Genomic DNA, 16261 nt, shown 5'->3' on the forward strand with positions numbered 1-16261 from the left:
GTCAGACCTGCCTGGCGACGTCCAGCACGGCCTGGGCAAAGGCGCGCGGCGCTTCCTGCGGCAGGTTGTGGCCGATGCCGCCGTCCAGGTTGCGGTGCTCGTACCTGCCGGTGAACTTCTTCGCGTACGCGCTTGGGTCCGGGTGCGGCGCGCCGTTCGCATCGCCTTCCATCGTAATCGTCGGCACGCTCACCGTCGGGAACTGCGCCAGCCGGCGTTCCAGGCTTTCGTAGCGGGGCTCGCTGGGCGCGAGGCCCAGGCGCCAGCGGTAGTTGGTGATCGAGATCGCCACGTGGTCCGGATTGTCCAGCGACCTGGCCGAGCGGGCGAACGTCGCATCGTCGAACTTCCACTGCGGAGAAGCCAGTTCCCAGATCAGGCGGGCAAACGCATGGGTGTTCTCGCGGTAGCCCAGTTCACCGCGCGGCGTGGCGAAATAATACTGGTACCACCACTGCAGTTCCGCCTTCGGCGACAGCGGCTTGCGATTCACTTCCTGGCTGCCGATCAGGTAACCGCTGACGGACACGAGGCCGGTGAAGCGCTGCGGCCACAGTGCCGCCAACGTCGTGGCGATCCGCGCGCCCCAGTCGAACCCCGCGACGACGGCCTTGTCGATCTTCAAGGCATCGAGGAAGTCCACCGCATCGGCAGTGAAGCTGGCCTGCTGGCCGTTGCGCGGCGTATCGGCGGACAGGAATGTGGTGGTGCCGTAGCCGCGCAGGTGCGGGATGATGACGCGGTAGCCCGCGCTTGCGAGGATCGGTGCCACGTCGATGAACGCGTGGATATCGTACGGCCAGCCGTGGAACAGCACGATCGGGTAGCCGTTGGCGGGGCCCATGTCCACATACCCCACGTTCAACAGGCCGGAGCGGATCTGGCGGATATCCGTGAACGTATTGGTCCCGGCCGAGATGCCGGCGGCATTTGCCGAAGTGCCCATGCCGGCCGCGTTGGCGATGCCGCTGGCCAGCCCCAGCTGGGTGGCGGCGATGCCGAGGGCGGCGGCGTTGAAGAAGGTGCGGCGTTGCTGGTTGAAGGGCTGGTTCATCGCGATCTCCGTTGGTTGGGTTGAAGGTATGTGCTGCGTCGATGGAGTCATTGGACCGCCCGCACGTATCCGGCGGATGTCGGGAAACGGGCCCGGTGCAAGCCCATGTATGCACAACCCGGCCAGATACGTTCGGATACAAATTCGCGTACATGGCGGCGCGCTGGCCGGGTAACTTGCATGAAGTAGAAATACTTGCAGCGCAGCGCCGGCCTTCCTTATGCTGTGCAATCTTCCACTCGACGGAGCCCTTGACGACCGATGAACCAGAAGCCGACCCATTTCATCCTCACGGCCGCGGCGGTAGCGCTGCTGGCCGCGTGCAGCCAGCCGGTGCCCCTCCAGCAACCGGCACCCGACCAGCGCAGCGTTTCGCCCATCACGGCGGTTCCCGCGCCGGCGGCCCCGCCGCCGGTGCCCGCTGCGGCCGGCGCCAGCCCGGTCGCCGTGCAGGGCTACCGCGCCAAGCAGGCATCGCCGTTGATCGGCCGGCCGCACGTCTTCGTGCTGCCGAGCGGGTCGGACAAATTCACGGACAAGGAAGCGAACAAGCCGGTACTCGTGTCCGAGCAGCCCGTGTCCACGTTCAGCGCGGACGTCGATACGGCGTCGTATGCATTCGTGCGCCGCATGCTGACGGCCGGCCACGTGCCGCCGCCCGCCGCCGTGCGGGTTGAGGAGATGGTCAATTATTTCCCGTACCGGTATACGGCCCCGGCCGATCCGGCCCGGCCGTTCGCGGTAGGGACGACCGTGATGCCCAGCCCATGGAAGGCGGGCAACCAGCTGGTGCACATCGCGATCCGTGGCTACGACATCAAGGCGGCCGAACGGCCGCGTGCCAACGTCGTGCTGCTGGTCGACGTCTCGGGCTCGATGGGGCCGCCGGACCGGCTGCCGCTGCTGAAACAGGGGTTCCGGCTGTTCGCCAGCCAGCTGCGCGACGACGACACGGTATCGATCGTTACCTATGCCAGCGGCACGCGCGTGGCGCTGGAGCCGACGCCGGGCAAGGACCGCAACCGCATCGTCGACGCGCTCGACGCGCTCTCCAGCGGTGGCGGCACCGCGGGCGGCGACGGCCTGCAACGGGCCTACGAGCTGGCCGAGCGCAACTTCGACAAGCACGCGGTCAACCGCGTGATCCTCGCCACCGACGGCGACTTCAACCTGGGCATCACCGATCCGCGCCAGCTGGAGAAATTCGTCGCCGACAAGCGCAAGACAGGCGTCTACCTGTCGATCCTCGGTGTGGGCCAGGGCAACCTGAACGACGCGCTGATGCAGCGCCTCGCGCAGACGGGCAACGGCAACGCGGCCTACATCGATACCTTGCTGGAAGCGCGCAAGGCGCTGTCCGAAGAGCTGGCGTCGACGATGTTCCCGATCGCGAACGACCTGAAGGTGCAAGTCGAGTTCAATCCCGCCAAGGTGGCCGCGTACCGGCTGATCGGCTACGAGACGCGCATGCTGGAACGGCAGGACTTCAAGGACGACAAGGTCGACGCGGGCGACATCGGCGCCGGCCACACGGTGACGGCGATCTACGAGATCACGCCGGCCGACGCGGCGGACAAGCTGGTCGAACCGCTGCGCTACCAGGGCAACCGCAAGACGCAGCCGGCCAAGCGCGCCGGCGACGAGCTGTGTTTCGTGCGGCTGCGCTACAAGCGCCCCGGGGAGAATACGAGCCGGCTGATCGAGCATCCCGTGACGGCATCGTCGGTGCATCAGCGGCTGGACAGCGCACCGGAAGACCCGCGCTTCGCCGTCGCCGTGGCCGCGTTCGCGCAGCGGCTGCGCGGCGAGAGTCCGGTGGCGGACATGGGCTACGACGATATCGCCAGGCTGGCCGACGGCGCCCGCGGACCGGACCGCGACGGCTACCGGGCGGAGTTCGTGCGGCTGGTCAGGATGGCCGAGGCGCTGGACAAGGTTGGGGTGGCGGGGCGGTGAACCAGCCGAGCCGGAATCATTGAGTGGGCATCTTCCTGTTACCGCTACTGGTGGCGATGTTCGTCGGCTTCGCAACCACCGGCATCGCGACGGCAGTTCGCGCATTGCACGCGGCACCGGATGCGTTGCAAGCGCTGGGCCAGCTGGTGGCACTGACGGCGCTGGCCAGCGGTGCGGCGATCGTCGTGCCGTTCGCCGTCGTCGCGACGCAGCGCGTTTCCGCCTTCGGTTTCTGTTTCCTGACGATCCTCGCCGTCAGCACTGTCGCTGTCGCCGCCGGCGCGCTGCTGCACGAACGTTTCGCGGCAACGCGCGAAGCACGCCACGGCGTGTTTGCCGCCGCTTGTCTGCTCGGCGGGGCGAGCTTCCCGGTCACGTGGTTCGCCTTTGCGCACACGCTGGAGCGCTGGTTCCACGTGCAATGGAGCTACTGACCCGTCACGCCGCATCGGGTGCCGCGGCCGGCGTCCCCAGCCCCGCACACTTCTCCTGCAACAGCGCATGCAACTGCCGCACGGCCGGCGAGAACTGCTTGCGGTGCGGGCAGATCAGCTGCAGCGGCGCCGGCTCGCCCGGCTGCTCGGGCAGCACCACGACGAGGCGGCCGGCGCGCACGTCGTTGCTGACGTCCAGCCAGGATTTATAGGCGATGCCTTCGCCGTCGATCGCCCAGCGCCGCACGATGTCCGCATCGTCGCTGGCCAGCGGCCCCTTCACCTGCACGGTGCGCCGGCTTTTCCCGGCCGGGAAGCCCCATTTGTCGTACAGCCGGCCCTGCATATGCCACAGCAGGCAGGAGTGGCGCGGCAGCTCGTCCAGCGCTTGCGGGGCGCCGCACTGTTCCAGGTAGCCGGGCGAAGCGACCAGCACGCGCCGGTTGTCCGGTGCGATCGGCAGCGCCACGTAACTGGCATCGTCCACCTGGCCATAGCGGATCGCGATGTCGACGGGGTCGCGGAACACGTCCGTCACCTGGTCGGAAAACTGCACGCGTAATTCCAGCTTCGGATGCTGGCGCCGGAATGCCGTCAGCCAGGGCAGCAGCACGTTGCGGCCCAGGTCCGACGGCGCGGCCAGCTGCAACGTGCCGGACAGCGTGTCGTCGCTGCGCCGCAGCTCGTCCCGGCCGCTGTGCAGCAGCGCCAGCGCGTCGCGCGCAAACGGCAAATACCGTTCGCCCTCGTCCGTCAGCCGCAGGCTGCGGGTGGAACGGGCGAACAGGCGGATTTCCAGGTCCCGCTCGAGCCGCATGATCGCGGCGCTGACCTGGCCCGGCAGCAGGTTGGCCTCCCGCGCCGCCTTCGTGAAGCTGCCGCAGGCGGCCGTGCGGACGAACAGCGCGAGATCCTCAAAACGAACCATTTTCACTCCAAAAGAGAAAGTGCTATCCGATTATATGGGTTTTTCGGTTGCCACTCCCGCCATATGATTGCTCCAACTTAACAATGCGGAGAAGCAGATGAAAGCAATCGTGTACACCCAGCATGGCCTGCCGATCGAGCAGCCGGACGCGCTGGTCGAGATGGAGCTGGCCGACCCGGTGCCGGGCCCGCGCGACCTGCTGGTGCGCGTGCAGGCCGTGTCCGTGAACCCGGTGGACACGAAGGTGCGCCGTGGTGCGGCCGTTACCGCGCCGCGCGTGCTGGGCTGGGATGCCGCCGGCATCGTCGCGGCGGTGGGCACCGACGTCACGGCGTTCAAGCCGGGCGACGCAGTGTTTTATGCGGGTTCGCTGACGCGCCCCGGTTCGTACAGCGAGCTGCACCTGGTGGACGAGCGCATCGCCGGCCACAAGCCGAAGTCGCTGGACTTCGCCGATGCGGCCGCGCTGCCGCTGACGTCCCTGACGGCGTGGGAACTGCTGTTCGACCGTTTGAAGGTGCCGGAGCAGGGCGCGCGCGGCCGCACGCTGCTGATCATCGGTGCTGCCGGCGGCGTCGGTTCGATCCTGACGCAGCTGGCCAGCAAGCTGACCGGCCTGACCGTGATCGGCACCGCATCGCGGCCCGACACGCGCGAGTGGACCCTCGCGCTGGGCGCGCACCATGTCATCGACCACAGCCGCCCGATGAAGCCGCAGCTGGCGGCCCTGGGGTATGAGTATGCGGACATTGTCGTCAGCCTGACCCACACTGACCAGCACTTTGCCGACATCGTCGACATGCTGGCGCCGCAAGGCCAGTTCGCGTTGATCGACGATCCGGCCAGGTTGGACGCGATGCCGCTGAAGCGCAAGAGCATCTCGCTGCACTGGGAACTGATGTTCACGCGTTCGATGTACGAGACTGTCGACATGGTGCGCCAGCGCGAAATCCTGGAACGGATCGCCGCGCTGATCGACATCGGTGCGCTGCGCACGACGGTGGGCGAGCGGATCGGCACGATCAGCGCCGCCAACCTGCGCAGGGCGCATGCGATCGTCGAGAGCAACCAGGCGCGCGGAAAGCTCGTGCTGGCCGGCTTCTGACGGGGGCATGATGAAACGACTGACGTTGATTGCCGCCGCGGTTGCCGCCGCAGCGGCCATGCATGCGCCATTGGCCCCGGCGGCCGACAAGCCGGTATCCATCGGCAAGCTGGAACGGGTCGCCACATTCGACGGCGCGATGCCGACCGGCGTGACCGTCACCGAAACGGGCCGCATCTTCGTGAACTTCCCCCGCTGGGGCGACGACGTGCCGTACACGGTGGCCGAACTGCGCGATGGCAAAGCCGTACCGTACCCGGATGCGGCCGTGAACGTGGCTGATCCCGCCGACCCGGCCAAGGGCTTCATCAGCGTGCAAAGCGTCGTTGCCGACGGCCGCGGGCGCGTGTGGATCCTCGACACGGCGGCGCCGGAGTTCAAGGCGCCGCGGCGGGGCGGCGCCAAGCTCGTCGCCGTCGACTTGGCGAGCAACCGCATCGTCAAGACCGTCGTGTTCCCGGCGGAAGTGGTGCTGCCGTCCACCTATGTGAACGACATGCGCTTCGATTTTCGGGCCGGCGCGGAAGGCGTGGCCTATGTGACGGATTCGTCGCTGTCCGGCCCCGGCGCCATCATCGTGCTCGATCTCGCGACGGGCAAGGCCGTGCGGCGGCTGAACGGCCACCCGGCGACGATGCCGGAACCGGGCTTCGCGGCGGCCATCGACGGCAAGCCGCTGCCGGCCACGTTCAAGGTCGCGTCGGACGGCATCGCGCTGTCGCCGGACGGGGACACGCTGTACTTCTGCGCGTTGTCGAGCCGGCGTTTATACTCCGTGCCCACGCGGCTGTTGCGCGACCCGAACGTCACCGAGGCCGAACTCGCCCGTGCCGTGCGCGACCTCGGCGTGAAGGGTGCCTCGGACGGCCTGGAGTCGGATGCGGCGGGCGCCGTGTATGCCGGCGACTACGAGCACAACGCGATCCGCAAGCTCGCGCGCGGCAGCACGACGTGGCGGACGATCGCGCGAGGCGAGAACCTGTCGTGGCCGGACACGCTGTCCGTCGGACCGGACGGCTACCTGTACGTGATCGCCAACCAGCTGCATCGGCAGGCCGGCTTCAACGACGGCCGCGACCTGCGCCGCAAACCCTATGAGCTGCTGCGCGTGAAGGTGAACGCGCAGCCGGCACCCACCAACTAAGTCCCGTTAAATGATGTGAAAGGAAACACCATGGATCCCGTTACCAAGGCGCGCCAGCGCTACACCGTCAAGTCGTTCGACCGCGCACGCAAGGTGCCGGACGACGTCATCGCCCAGCTGCGCGAACTGCTGCGCCTTGCGCCGTCGTCCGTCAATTCGCAGCCGTGGCATTTCGTCGTCGCTTCGACGGCCGAAGGCAAGGACCGCATCGCCAAGGCCACCGAGCCTGACTTCCAGTACAACGCCGCGAAGATCCGCGACGCGTCGCACGTGATCGTGCTGGCCACCCGCGTCGCGCCAAGCGACGAGCACAACGCCGCCGTGCTGGCACAGGAGGAAAAGGACGGCCGCTTCGTCAACGACGCGGCGAAGACGTCGCAGCATGCCGGCCGCATGTCGTACACGAACATGCACCGCTTCACGCAGAAGGACGTGCCGTTCTGGTACGAGAAACAGACCTACCTGGCACTGGGCACGCTGCTGCAGGGCGCCGCACTGCTGGGCATCGGTGCGACGCCGATGGAAGGCTTCGACGCGGAAGCGCTGGACAAGGAACTGGGCCTGCGCGAAAAGGGCTTCTCGGCCACCGTGCTCGTGTCGCTGGGCTACAGCGGCAGCGAGGACTTCAACGCCAAGCTGCCGAAGTCGCGCCTGCCGGCCGAGCAGGTGTTCACGGATATTTGATTGCTGCAAACAGCAGCGCATCAATGTCGCATGCTGTCACCCCAACGGCAAAGGCTGGGGTCAGGAGGGAGTGCTGGCATGCATGCCAGCACCGCTTTGCAGGCGGGGAGCGCTGCTCCCCGAAACCCCTGAAAGCCCCGACGGGTCCGACCCTGGCAGCAAGTCAGCGGATCACCTGCTCGTGCAACACGGCCGGTGCTTCCGCATACAGTTTCACCACCGTCGACGTGCGGGTGCCATAGTCCGGCGACTCGATCTTCACCGCCGACAGCTGCCGCTCGCGCTCCAGCGGTACGCCCGTTTCCGGCAGGCGCTGGTCCGGCGCGCGCGTCGTGTCGGCCAGCATTTCAAAGTACGCGTCTTCCGGGGCCCCCAGGCACAGCAGGCTCGCGAACTGCGCCTTCGTCCTGACGACTTTCGGCCATGGCGCATCGAGCAGCGCGTTCGACAGTCCGTAGATGCCCGGTGCAAGCGGCTGGCCGTTGCGCGGGTCCGCTTCGCCCCGGTTCGAGAACCACACCAGTTCCTCGCCATCGCACAGCACCAGGTTGAAGCCGTTGTAGGCGTGGGCGCCGGGGCGGATCTGCTCGACGTAGTCGCGCGCACTCATCGTCGCGGCAAGGAAGTTCGACACCAGCATGCCGCGTGACGGCGCCTGCGGGTTGTAGTCCTGCGGTGCACGGATGTTGGTGATCGCGGCAAAGCGCGACGGCGCCTTGCCCGTGTTCTCGGTGGCGGCCAGGTCGCCGTCCTGGCAGCAGGCCCGTAGTGGCGACAACCGCGCCAGCGCTTCCGCGGGCCATTGGCAATCCGGGCCTTCCGGGCGGGTGACGCCCATCCAGCTGCCGCCCGCCTTCAGGTCGCGCCCCGCGATGATCTGCGGGTTCTCTTCCCACGGGCCGGCCGGCAGGCTGGCGCGGTCATAGTATTCGTCGCGGTTCGCCGCGGCGATCAGCGGCACCCCCGGCACGACGCGCCAGGCAAAAACGATCAGGCACATGAGGGGATATCCGTGAACACTTCAGTATGGCGGGGGCCGGCGATGAGCGCCCCCAGATCGGCCGCGAGATCGGGCGTCGATACGGCTTGCGCCAGCGCGTCCGTGAACCCGGCCGCGGTGGCGGGGTAGACTTCCATCCACGTCTGCATGCCGTCCGTGCTGCCGGGACGGCGCTTCAGTTGCGGCGCCACGCCATGCGCGGCCGCCAGCGCCGCCTGCAATGCCCGTACGCGCGGCAGCAGGCGTTCCGCATCCTCGTCGCGGACGCGGTAGTACACGTACAGGTCCATCACACGTCCAGCTTGTCGAGCACGTACGGCATCGTCAGGAAGCGCAGCGCCGGGCCACCCGCCGCGCGGGCGTTGACGGCACCCGTTTCGAGCGCATCGAGCTTCATCTCGACGAGCGCGTCGACGCCGCCGGCACCGTTCGGCGCGGCGTTGACGACCATGCCGCAAGGCTGGTCCGGGTCGGCCGCCGCGAACACCTCGGTGCCGGCGGTGATGCCCGCATCGTCGATGGACACGAGCGCGGTGCGGCGCTTCAACTTGCCCAGGTACTGGCTGCGCGCGACGATTTCCTGGCCCGGATAGCAGCCTTTCTTGAAATTGACGCCGCCCAGCAGCTCCAGGTTGATCATCTGCGGCACGAACTGTTCCTGCGTGGCGGCCGTTACCAGCGGCACGCCGGCGTGGATCTCGGCCAGGCGCCAGGCCTCGTTGCCGCCGACGACGAGGCGGTCGGCCAGCAGCGGGGCGGCCGTCGTCGCCGTCTCTTGTGTCGTCAGCCACAGGTAACGGGGCGAGCCGAAGGCGTCCGCCACGCGCAGCAGCGTGCCCAGCGGATGGTCGATTTTCGTGTAGGGTGCGCTCGGGAGCGCGTCGAACCACGTCTGCAGCACGGCTTCCGCCAGGCCGCCGCCCAGGCCCAGCACGACATGCTGGTCGGTGACGTCCGCCGCCTTGGTCTTCGCGCGCAGCACGAACATCTGCAGCCGCTTCTGCACGGCCGGCTGGATGTCGCGCGCCAGTTGCAGGTAGACCGATTGCGCGTCGCGCCACATCAGGAAGCTGGCCAGCAGGCGGCCCTTCGGCGAGCAGTAGCCGGCCAGCCGCACTTCCTGCTGAGCCAGGTGCTCGATGTCGTTGGTCAGCTGCGAATGCAGGAAGGTTGCCGTGTCGTCGCCCGTGAAGGCGATCAGGCCCAGGTCGGTGACGGGAGCAACGAAGCCGACGGCGAGCGCCGCCGGGGTTGCCGGTGTGTCAGCGCGAGGTGCGAGGATTTGATTCCACGTGTTCATAAATTTGGATACTTTGGCCACGAAAGCATTATCATTACGGGCTCATTATAAAGATCCCGTACAAAACGCGCCGGGCGCCGCAAAAACGGCAGGGCCGTACGGCGCCGCGGGCAGGAAAAAACATGTCATTCATAACAAAAACGATCGTACTGGGCGTGCTGGTCGCGGCGGCCGCCAGCGCCGGCTTCTCCTGGTGGTCCGAGCAACCCATCGTGGCCGAGGGCGACACGATCCCGTTTACGATCAGCAAGGGCAGCGGCGCCCACGCGGCCGGCCAGCAGATCGCCGAGGCCGGCGTGCCGATCCAGCCGCTGCTGTTCAACGTGCTGGCGCGCTTCACCGGCAAGAGCGCGAAGCTGAAGGCCGGTTCGTACGAGCTGAAGCCCGGCACCACGCCGCTGCGGCTGATCGACCAGCTGGTGCGCGGCGAATTCGCCCAGGAATCGCTGACGATCATCGAAGGCTGGACGTTCCGCCAGATGCGCCAGGCGATCGCCGCCCACCAGGGCCTGAAGCACGATACCGTCAGCCTGTCGGACCGCGAGCTGATGGCCCGCATCGGCTCCGACTACAAGGAACCGGAAGGCCTGTTCTTCCCGGACACGTACCTGTTCGCGAAGGGCGCTTCGGAACTGCAGATCTACAAGCAGGCCCACGCGGCGCTGCTGCAGCACCTGAGCGCGGCATGGGAAAAACGCGCGGCGGACCTCCCGTACAAGGACGCGTACCAGGCGCTGACGATGGCGTCGATTGTCGAAAAGGAAACGGGACAGAAGTCCGAGCGGGCGATGATCGCCGCCGTGTTCGTCAACCGGCTGAAGCTGGGCATGATGCTGCAGACCGACCCGACCGTCATCTACGGGCTGGGCGACAGGTTCGACGGCAATATCCGCAAGAAGGACCTGGAAACGGACACCCCGTACAATACCTATACGCGGGCCGGCCTGCCGCCGACACCGATCGCGCTGCCCGGCCAGCAATCGCTGAGCGCCGCGCTGGCGCCGGCAAAATCGGGCGCGTTGTATTTTGTCTCCCGTGGCAATGGCACGAGCCAGTTTTCCGACAACCTGACCGACCATAACCGGGCGGTCAACCAGTACCAGCGGCAGACCCGCTCGCAATGATGGCAGCACAAGCACAATCTTCCACCCGCGGCAGGTTCATCACCTTCGAAGGCATCGACGGTGCCGGCAAGTCCACGCACATCCAGTATGTGGCGGACCTGATCCGTGCCCGCGGCATCGAACTCGTCAGCTCGCGCGAACCGGGCGGCACGCCGCTGGGCGAGAAGCTGCGCGAGCTCGTGCTGCATGAGCCGATGCACCTGGAGACGGAAGCGCTGCTGGTGTTCGCCAGCCGCCGCGAGCACATCGCCCAGGTGATCGAACCGGCGCTGGCGCGCGGTGCGTGGGTCATCTCGGACCGTTTCACGGACGCCAGCTTCGCCTACCAGGGCGGCGGCCGCGGCCTGGACCTGATCAAGATCGACACGCTGGCGAACTGGGTGCACCCCGAGTTGTGGCCGGACCTGACGATCCTGTTCGACGTGCCGCTGGAGGTGGCGCGCGCCCGGCTCGACGCCACCCGCCAGCTCGACAAGTTCGAGCAGGAAAAGGCCGACTTTTTCAGCGCCGCGCGCAACGAATACCTGCGCCGCGCGGCCCAGGACCCCAAGCGTTTCCGCGTGATCGATTCGACGCAAACGATCGAGGCGATCCGCGTGGAGCTGGCCGGCATCGTCGGAGCGCTGCAATGAGCCAGATGATCTTCCCGTGGCAGCAGGACGCCTGGACGCAGCTGCAGCAAGTGCGCCATCGCCTGCCGCACGCGGTGCTGTTCCACGGCCCGGCCGGCATCGGCAAGGCCGCGTTCATCGAGCACTTCGCGCAAGCGCTGCTGTGCGAGGACGTGCGCGCCGATGGCCACCCGTGCAACGCCTGCGCGTCATGCGGCTGGTTCGCCCAGCAGAGCCATCCCGACTTCCGCCGCATCCGGCCGGAAGCGTTCGAAGAGGAAGCGGCCGGCGACGACGAGGGCGGAGAGACGAAGAAGTCGAAGGCGCCGTCGAAGGAAATCAAGATCGAGCAGGTGCGCCAGCTGGCGGACTTCATGAACATCTCGACGCACCGGCAGGGCTTGCGCGTCGTCGTGCTGTATCCGGCCGAGGCGCTGAACATGCCCGCGTCGAACGCGCTGCTGAAGACGCTGGAAGAGCCGCCGCCGGGCACCGTGTTCCTGCTGTCGTCGAACAGCCTGGACCGGCTGCTGCCGACGATCCTGTCGCGCTGCCGCAAGTTTGCGCTGGCACTGCCGGCGCACGAGGAAGCGCTGGCCTGGCTGGCCGAGCAGGGCGTGCAGGACGCGGACGGCTGGCTACGCGAGCAGGGCGGCGCGCCACTGGCCGCTCTGGCCCAGGCGGAAACGGGCAACCGCGAAGAGATGGATACGCTGCTGCAGTGCCTGGCCCACCCATCCGTCGAGCTGGCGCTGCGCACGGCGGACAAGATGCAGAAGGTACCGCTGACCGCCGTGGTGGCGTGGCAGCAGCGCTGGCTGTACGACCTCTTTTCGATCAAGCTCACGGGCAGAATCCGGTATTATCCCCGTTACCAGCGGGAGCTGAAGGGCCTGGCGGACCGCGTCACTGTCCCCGGCATGCTGGCGGCGATCAAGGGCACGGCCGAGCGGCGGGCGACGTCCGACCACCCGCTGTCGCCCAAGCTGTTCCTGGAAGACATGCTGTTGGATTACACGACCTGCTGTGCATGAGACGTCGATGAAGGACTGCCATGAGCGCTTCTCCCCCTGATCCCGGCACCGCATCCGGCGCCAGCCCGGCGCCCGCGACGCGGCCCGCCGTGCTGTCGCTGGCGATCAGGGAGAAGGCCGCCTTGTACGCCGCCTACATGCCGTTCCTGAAGAACGGCGGCATCTTCGTCCCGACGCAAAAGCCGTACAGGATCGGCGACGAGATCTACCTGATCCTGTCGCTGATGGACGATACGAACAAATACCCCATCGCTGGCAAGGTCGTCTGGATCACGCCGGCCGGGGCGCACAACAACAAGGCGCAGGGCATCGGCGTCCACTTCCCGGACGACGAAGCGGGCCAGCGCACCCGCGCGCGCATCGAGGAGATCCTCGGCGCGGCCCTGCGTTCCTCCCGCGCCACCCACACACTCTGACCGATTCATGTCCTTCCGCCATCGCATCGCCACCCTCGACGACCTGCCGACGATCGTCGCCATCTACAACAGCACGATCGCCTCGCGCGAAGTCACCGCCGATACCGAGCCCGTCTCCGTCGAGTCGCGGCTGAACTGGTTCCACGAACACCAGCCGGAACGGCGCCCGCTGTGGGTGATCGAGCGGGCGGACGATACGTCGGCCCAGCCGGAAATCCTTGGCTGGATCTCTTACTCGAACTTCTACGGCCGGCCGGCATATTCCGGCACGGCCGAGGTGTCGATCTACATCGCGGAAAGCTGGCGCGGCAAGGGCATCGGCCGCTATGCATTGACGGAGGCGATCGCCTACGCGCCGCGCATCGCGGTGCACACGGTGCTCGGCTTCATCTTCGGCCACAACGCACCGAGCCTGGCCCTGTTCCGCAAGTTCGGCTTCGACGAATGGGCGCATTTCCCCCGCGTTGCGAACCTGGACGGCATCGAACGCGACCTGATCATCCTGGGCAAGCGGGTGGCCTGATCCCGGCAATATTTCCCAAAAACGGGGTCTGACCCCGATTTCAGGAAATATTGCTGGCGGGTGCGCGGTCTGCGCGGATTTCCGGGGTCGGCTACAATCGGGGCATGTTCATCGATTCACATTGCCATATCGACTTCCCGGAACTGGCAGCCCGGATGCCTGAAATCCGCGCGAAGATGGCGGACAACCAGGTGACGCACGCGCTGTGCGTCTCCGTCGACCTACCGGACTTCCCCCGCGTGCTCGCGCTGGCCGAGGAATATCCGAACATCTACGCCTCGGTCGGCGTGCACCCCGACTACGAGGACACGCCCGAGCCCACGGCCGAGCAGCTCGTCGAGCTGGCGCGCCACCCGAAGGTCGTCGCGGTCGGCGAGACGGGCTTGGATTACTACCGGCTCGAGGGCGACCTCGAATGGCAGCGTGAGCGCTTCCGCACGCACATCCGCGCGTCGCGCGCCTGCGGCAAGCCGCTGATCATCCACACCCGCTCGGCCAGCGAGGACACGATCCGCATCATGGGCGAGGAGGGCGCCGGCACCGACAAGGGCGGCGTCGCCGGCGTCATGCACTGCTTCACCGAGTCGCTGGACGTGGCCCGGGCATCGATGGAAATGGGCTTCTACATCTCGTTTTCCGGCATCGTCACGTTCAAGAGCGCGAAGGAGCTGCAGGCCGTGGCGCTGGAAGTGCCGCTGGAGCGGATGCTGATCGAGACGGATTCGCCATACCTGGCGCCGGTGCCGTACCGGGGCAAGATGAACGAACCGGGCTATGTGGCCCACGTGGCCGAGTTCATCGCCAAGCTGAAGGGAGTGCCTGTCGAGCAGGTCGCCGCGGCGACGACGGCGAACTTCTTCAACCTGTTCGCCGCGGCGAGGGCCTGATGCGCTTGTCATTGCGAGGCTTAGTCAACCGGGCGCGCCAGCTGCGCCGCCGCATCCGTGCCCGCTTCACGCTGCGCACGGCCGCCGCCGCGATGGCCGCTGCCTCCGTATTCGGCGCGCCGGCGGCGGCGCAGACACAGGATGCCGACGCCGTTTCCTTCTTCCGTGCCGCCCAGCTGGACGACGTCGGCCGCATCAAGCCGTTGCTGGCGCGCGGCCTGGACCCGAACGTGCGCGAGCCGGAGCGGGGCGAGACGGGCATGATCGTGGCGCTGCGCTACGACGCGATGGAAGTGTTCAAGCTGCTGCTGGCGCACCCGAAGATCCAGCTCGAAACGCAGGCGGAGAACGGCAACACGGCACTGATGATGGCCGCGTTCAAGAACAACCAGCCGGCCGTGCTCGCGCTGCTGGCCAAGGGCGCGCAAGTGAACCGGCCCGGCTGGACGGCGCTGCACTACGCGGCGGCGGCCGGCGCAACGGACATCATGCGCATCCTGCTGGAACACCACGCGTACATCGACGCGGAATCGCCGACCAAGGTAACGCCGCTGATGCTGGCCGCCCGTGAAGGCCAGGAAGACGCCGTCAAGCTGCTGCTGGAAGAAGGCGCCGACGCCACGCTGCGCGACAGCGGCTTCCACATCGACGCCGCCGAATTCGCCGAACGGGCCGACAAGCCGTGGATCGCGAAGACGATCCGCGCGCACCTGGCGGCGCGCAAAACCGCCCGCTGACAGCTCTCACTCCTGCTGAGCTTGTGTCACTGGTGCCAGGCACCGGTGACACAGCCTCAGCCGCACCATCACCGCACTTTCCCGAACTGGACTGCCCCCTGAAAACTCCGCGTCCTGCTGAGCCCGTGTCACTGGTGCCAGGCACCGTTGACAAAGCCACTCGCTGTCAGCTCCGACTGCTGCTGAGCTTGTGTCCCCTGGTGCCAGGCACGAGGGGACACGGTCTCATCAGTCCCGCCCCGCATTTTCCCGAACTGGACCATTTTTCCCGCCGACCTCCGCGTTTTGCGCAGGCATCGTGTTGCCGATAATGTCGCTATCGCCACGAGAGGAAACACGATGCTGTCCGAACGCGAACTCGAAAGCTGCTACCTGGGCCAGTTCATCCCGGTGCACTATCACCACAACATGCTGATGGATACCAACCGGATGCACAGCTTCCGCGCGGCCATCGCCCACGTCGTCCAGCCGGGCATGAAGGTGCTGGAGCTGGGCGGCGGGACCGGCGTGCTGTCGTGGTTCGCGGCGCAGCGGGCGGACAAGGTCTACTGCGTCGACTTCAATCCGGACATGGTCCAGGAAGCGCGCCGCTTCCTCGCGATGAACCCGGGCGGCGACAAGGTCGAAGTGATCCACGCCGACGCGTTCGAGTACCTGCCGCCGGAACCGGTGGACGTCGTCATCTGCGAGATGATCCACGTGGCGATGCTGCGCGAGAAGCAGGTCGAGGTGATCGAACAGTTCAAGCGCCGCTACCTGCAGCGCTTCGGCGGGCCGCTGCCCGTGTTCCTGCCCGAGGCCGTGCTGATGGCCGCCCAGCCGCTGCAGCAGGAGTACGATTTCGAGGGCTTTTACGCGCCGATCGTGCAGTTCCAGCAGCCGGGCATGCTGCATCCCGGCACCGTCGAGATGTCCCAGCCGGCCGTCTATTCGGTGATCGACTTCACGCAACCGAACGAGACGAGCTACAGCTGGGAAGGCAAGTTCGTCATCGACCGCGACGGCACCGTCAACGCGATCCGCTTCGTGACGAAGAACATCCTGTCCGTCGTCCAGGAACGGGCGACGACGATCGACTGGCTGAACCACTTCATGTCGCTGCCGCTGGACAAGCCGGTGCCGGTCAAGCAGGGCGACGTGCTGCAGGTGCGCTTCGCCTACCGCGCCGGCGGCTCGATTCCGTCGCTGCAGGCACGCCTGTCCGCCAGCGTGCTGTATCACGCCGCGCTGCAGCCGCAGGTCGTCGCTTACGCCTGACCCGTCCAGGGCGCCGTTCATCCCGCCTTTTCGCCCGCCCGTCGCAGCGCCGGTGCGCGCCGCCGGG

At 67.2% G+C, this 16261-nt stretch carries 18 protein-coding genes; 13 read left to right on the top strand and 5 right to left on the bottom strand.

Annotated elements, in window-relative coordinates; genetic code table 11:
* Position 1: 1 nt before the first annotated feature.
* Positions 2–1054, bottom strand: coding sequence for an alpha/beta fold hydrolase (locus IP92_RS14390; RefSeq protein ID WP_145876054.1), 1053 nt, complete (start codon positions 1052–1054; stop codon positions 2–4).
* Positions 1055–1315: 261 nt separating this feature from the next.
* Between IP92_RS14390 and IP92_RS14395 the strand changes: the two genes are divergently transcribed.
* Positions 1316–3010 carry a vWA domain-containing protein gene (locus IP92_RS14395; protein ID WP_145876056.1) on the top strand — a complete coding sequence of 565 codons (1695 nt, stop codon included), beginning with the start codon at positions 1316–1318 and terminating at the stop codon, positions 3008–3010.
* Positions 3011–3033: 23 nt separating this feature from the next.
* Positions 3034–3444: a hypothetical protein gene (locus IP92_RS14400; RefSeq protein ID WP_145876058.1), complete on the top strand. Its 411-nt coding sequence runs from the start codon at positions 3034–3036 to the stop codon at positions 3442–3444.
* A 4-nt stretch (positions 3445–3448) separates the two neighbouring features.
* On the opposite strand, the gene IP92_RS14405 is transcribed toward IP92_RS14400, so the two are convergent.
* Positions 3449–4372: a LysR family transcriptional regulator gene (locus tag IP92_RS14405; protein WP_145876060.1), complete on the bottom strand. Its 924-nt coding sequence runs from the start codon at positions 4370–4372 to the stop codon at positions 3449–3451.
* A 97-nt stretch (positions 4373–4469) separates the two neighbouring features.
* Between IP92_RS14405 and IP92_RS14410 the strand changes: the two genes are divergently transcribed.
* From IP92_RS14410 to nfsB, 3 genes are read left to right on the top strand one after another with little or no spacing between them, the layout of a single operon-like run.
* Positions 4470–5477, top strand: coding sequence for a zinc-binding alcohol dehydrogenase family protein (locus IP92_RS14410; RefSeq protein WP_145876062.1), 1008 nt, complete (start codon positions 4470–4472; stop codon positions 5475–5477).
* Positions 5478–5484: 7 nt separating this feature from the next.
* A complete protein-coding gene (locus tag IP92_RS14415; protein ID WP_229418778.1) occupies positions 5485–6621 on the top strand; it encodes an L-dopachrome tautomerase-related protein in 1137 nt (378 codons plus the stop codon).
* A gap of 30 nt (positions 6622–6651) precedes the next feature.
* Positions 6652–7305: an oxygen-insensitive NAD(P)H nitroreductase gene (gene nfsB / locus IP92_RS14420; RefSeq protein WP_145876064.1), complete on the top strand. Its 654-nt coding sequence runs from the start codon at positions 6652–6654 to the stop codon at positions 7303–7305.
* Between the two features lie 163 nt (positions 7306–7468).
* On the opposite strand, the gene IP92_RS14425 is transcribed toward nfsB, so the two are convergent.
* The 3 genes from IP92_RS14425 to ygfZ are packed head-to-tail and all read right to left on the bottom strand — an operon-like array spanning position 7469 to position 9605.
* Positions 7469–8305 (bottom strand): NRDE family protein, encoded by an 837-nt coding sequence (locus IP92_RS14425; RefSeq protein WP_145876066.1) that lies wholly within the window; start codon positions 8303–8305, stop codon positions 7469–7471.
* Complete coding sequence (locus tag IP92_RS14430; protein ID WP_145876069.1) at positions 8296–8595, bottom strand: DUF4936 family protein; 300 nt, start codon at positions 8593–8595, stop codon at positions 8296–8298. Before IP92_RS14430 ends, IP92_RS14425 begins: the two co-directional genes overlap by 10 nt.
* Entirely contained in the window at positions 8595–9605 is a 1011-nt protein-coding gene (gene ygfZ, locus IP92_RS14435) for a CAF17-like 4Fe-4S cluster assembly/insertion protein YgfZ (protein WP_145876071.1), read from the bottom strand. The genes IP92_RS14430 and ygfZ overlap by 1 nt, the downstream gene beginning before the upstream one ends.
* Positions 9606–9727: 122 nt before the next feature.
* On the opposite strand from ygfZ, the gene mltG reads away from it, so the two are divergent.
* The 8 genes from mltG (at position 9728) to IP92_RS14475 (ending at position 16194) form a co-directional block, all read left to right on the top strand.
* Positions 9728–10729 (top strand): endolytic transglycosylase MltG, encoded by a 1002-nt coding sequence (gene mltG / locus IP92_RS14440; protein WP_145876073.1) that lies wholly within the window; start codon positions 9728–9730, stop codon positions 10727–10729.
* Entirely contained in the window at positions 10726–11361 is a 636-nt protein-coding gene (tmk, locus tag IP92_RS14445; RefSeq protein ID WP_229418779.1) for a dTMP kinase, read from the top strand. Before mltG ends, tmk begins: the two co-directional genes overlap by 4 nt.
* The gene (locus IP92_RS14450) at positions 11358–12374 is read left to right on the top strand and encodes a DNA polymerase III subunit delta' (RefSeq protein WP_145876075.1); all 1017 of its coding nucleotides are present in this window, start codon (positions 11358–11360) and stop codon (positions 12372–12374) included. The genes tmk and IP92_RS14450 overlap by 4 nt, the downstream gene beginning before the upstream one ends.
* Positions 12375–12394: 20 nt before the next feature.
* The gene (locus IP92_RS14455) at positions 12395–12790 is read left to right on the top strand and encodes a PilZ domain-containing protein (protein ID WP_145876077.1); all 396 of its coding nucleotides are present in this window, start codon (positions 12395–12397) and stop codon (positions 12788–12790) included.
* Between the two features lie 7 nt (positions 12791–12797).
* Complete coding sequence (locus tag IP92_RS14460) at positions 12798–13313, top strand: GNAT family N-acetyltransferase (protein WP_145876080.1); 516 nt, start codon at positions 12798–12800, stop codon at positions 13311–13313.
* 104 nt (positions 13314–13417) lie between these two features.
* Complete coding sequence (locus IP92_RS14465; protein WP_145876083.1) at positions 13418–14200, top strand: TatD family hydrolase; 783 nt, start codon at positions 13418–13420, stop codon at positions 14198–14200.
* An 11-nt stretch (positions 14201–14211) separates the two neighbouring features.
* Positions 14212–14937, top strand: a complete 726-nt coding sequence (locus IP92_RS14470; protein ID WP_229418780.1) for an ankyrin repeat domain-containing protein — start codon at positions 14212–14214, stop codon at positions 14935–14937.
* Positions 14938–15276: 339 nt separating this feature from the next.
* The gene (locus IP92_RS14475) at positions 15277–16194 is read left to right on the top strand and encodes a class I SAM-dependent methyltransferase (RefSeq protein WP_145876085.1); all 918 of its coding nucleotides are present in this window, start codon (positions 15277–15279) and stop codon (positions 16192–16194) included.
* Positions 16195–16261 lie beyond the last annotated feature (67 nt).

It is taken from the genome of Pseudoduganella flava, from assembly GCF_007830495.1.
Lineage (GTDB): Bacteria > Pseudomonadota > Gammaproteobacteria > Burkholderiales > Burkholderiaceae_D > Rugamonas > Rugamonas flava.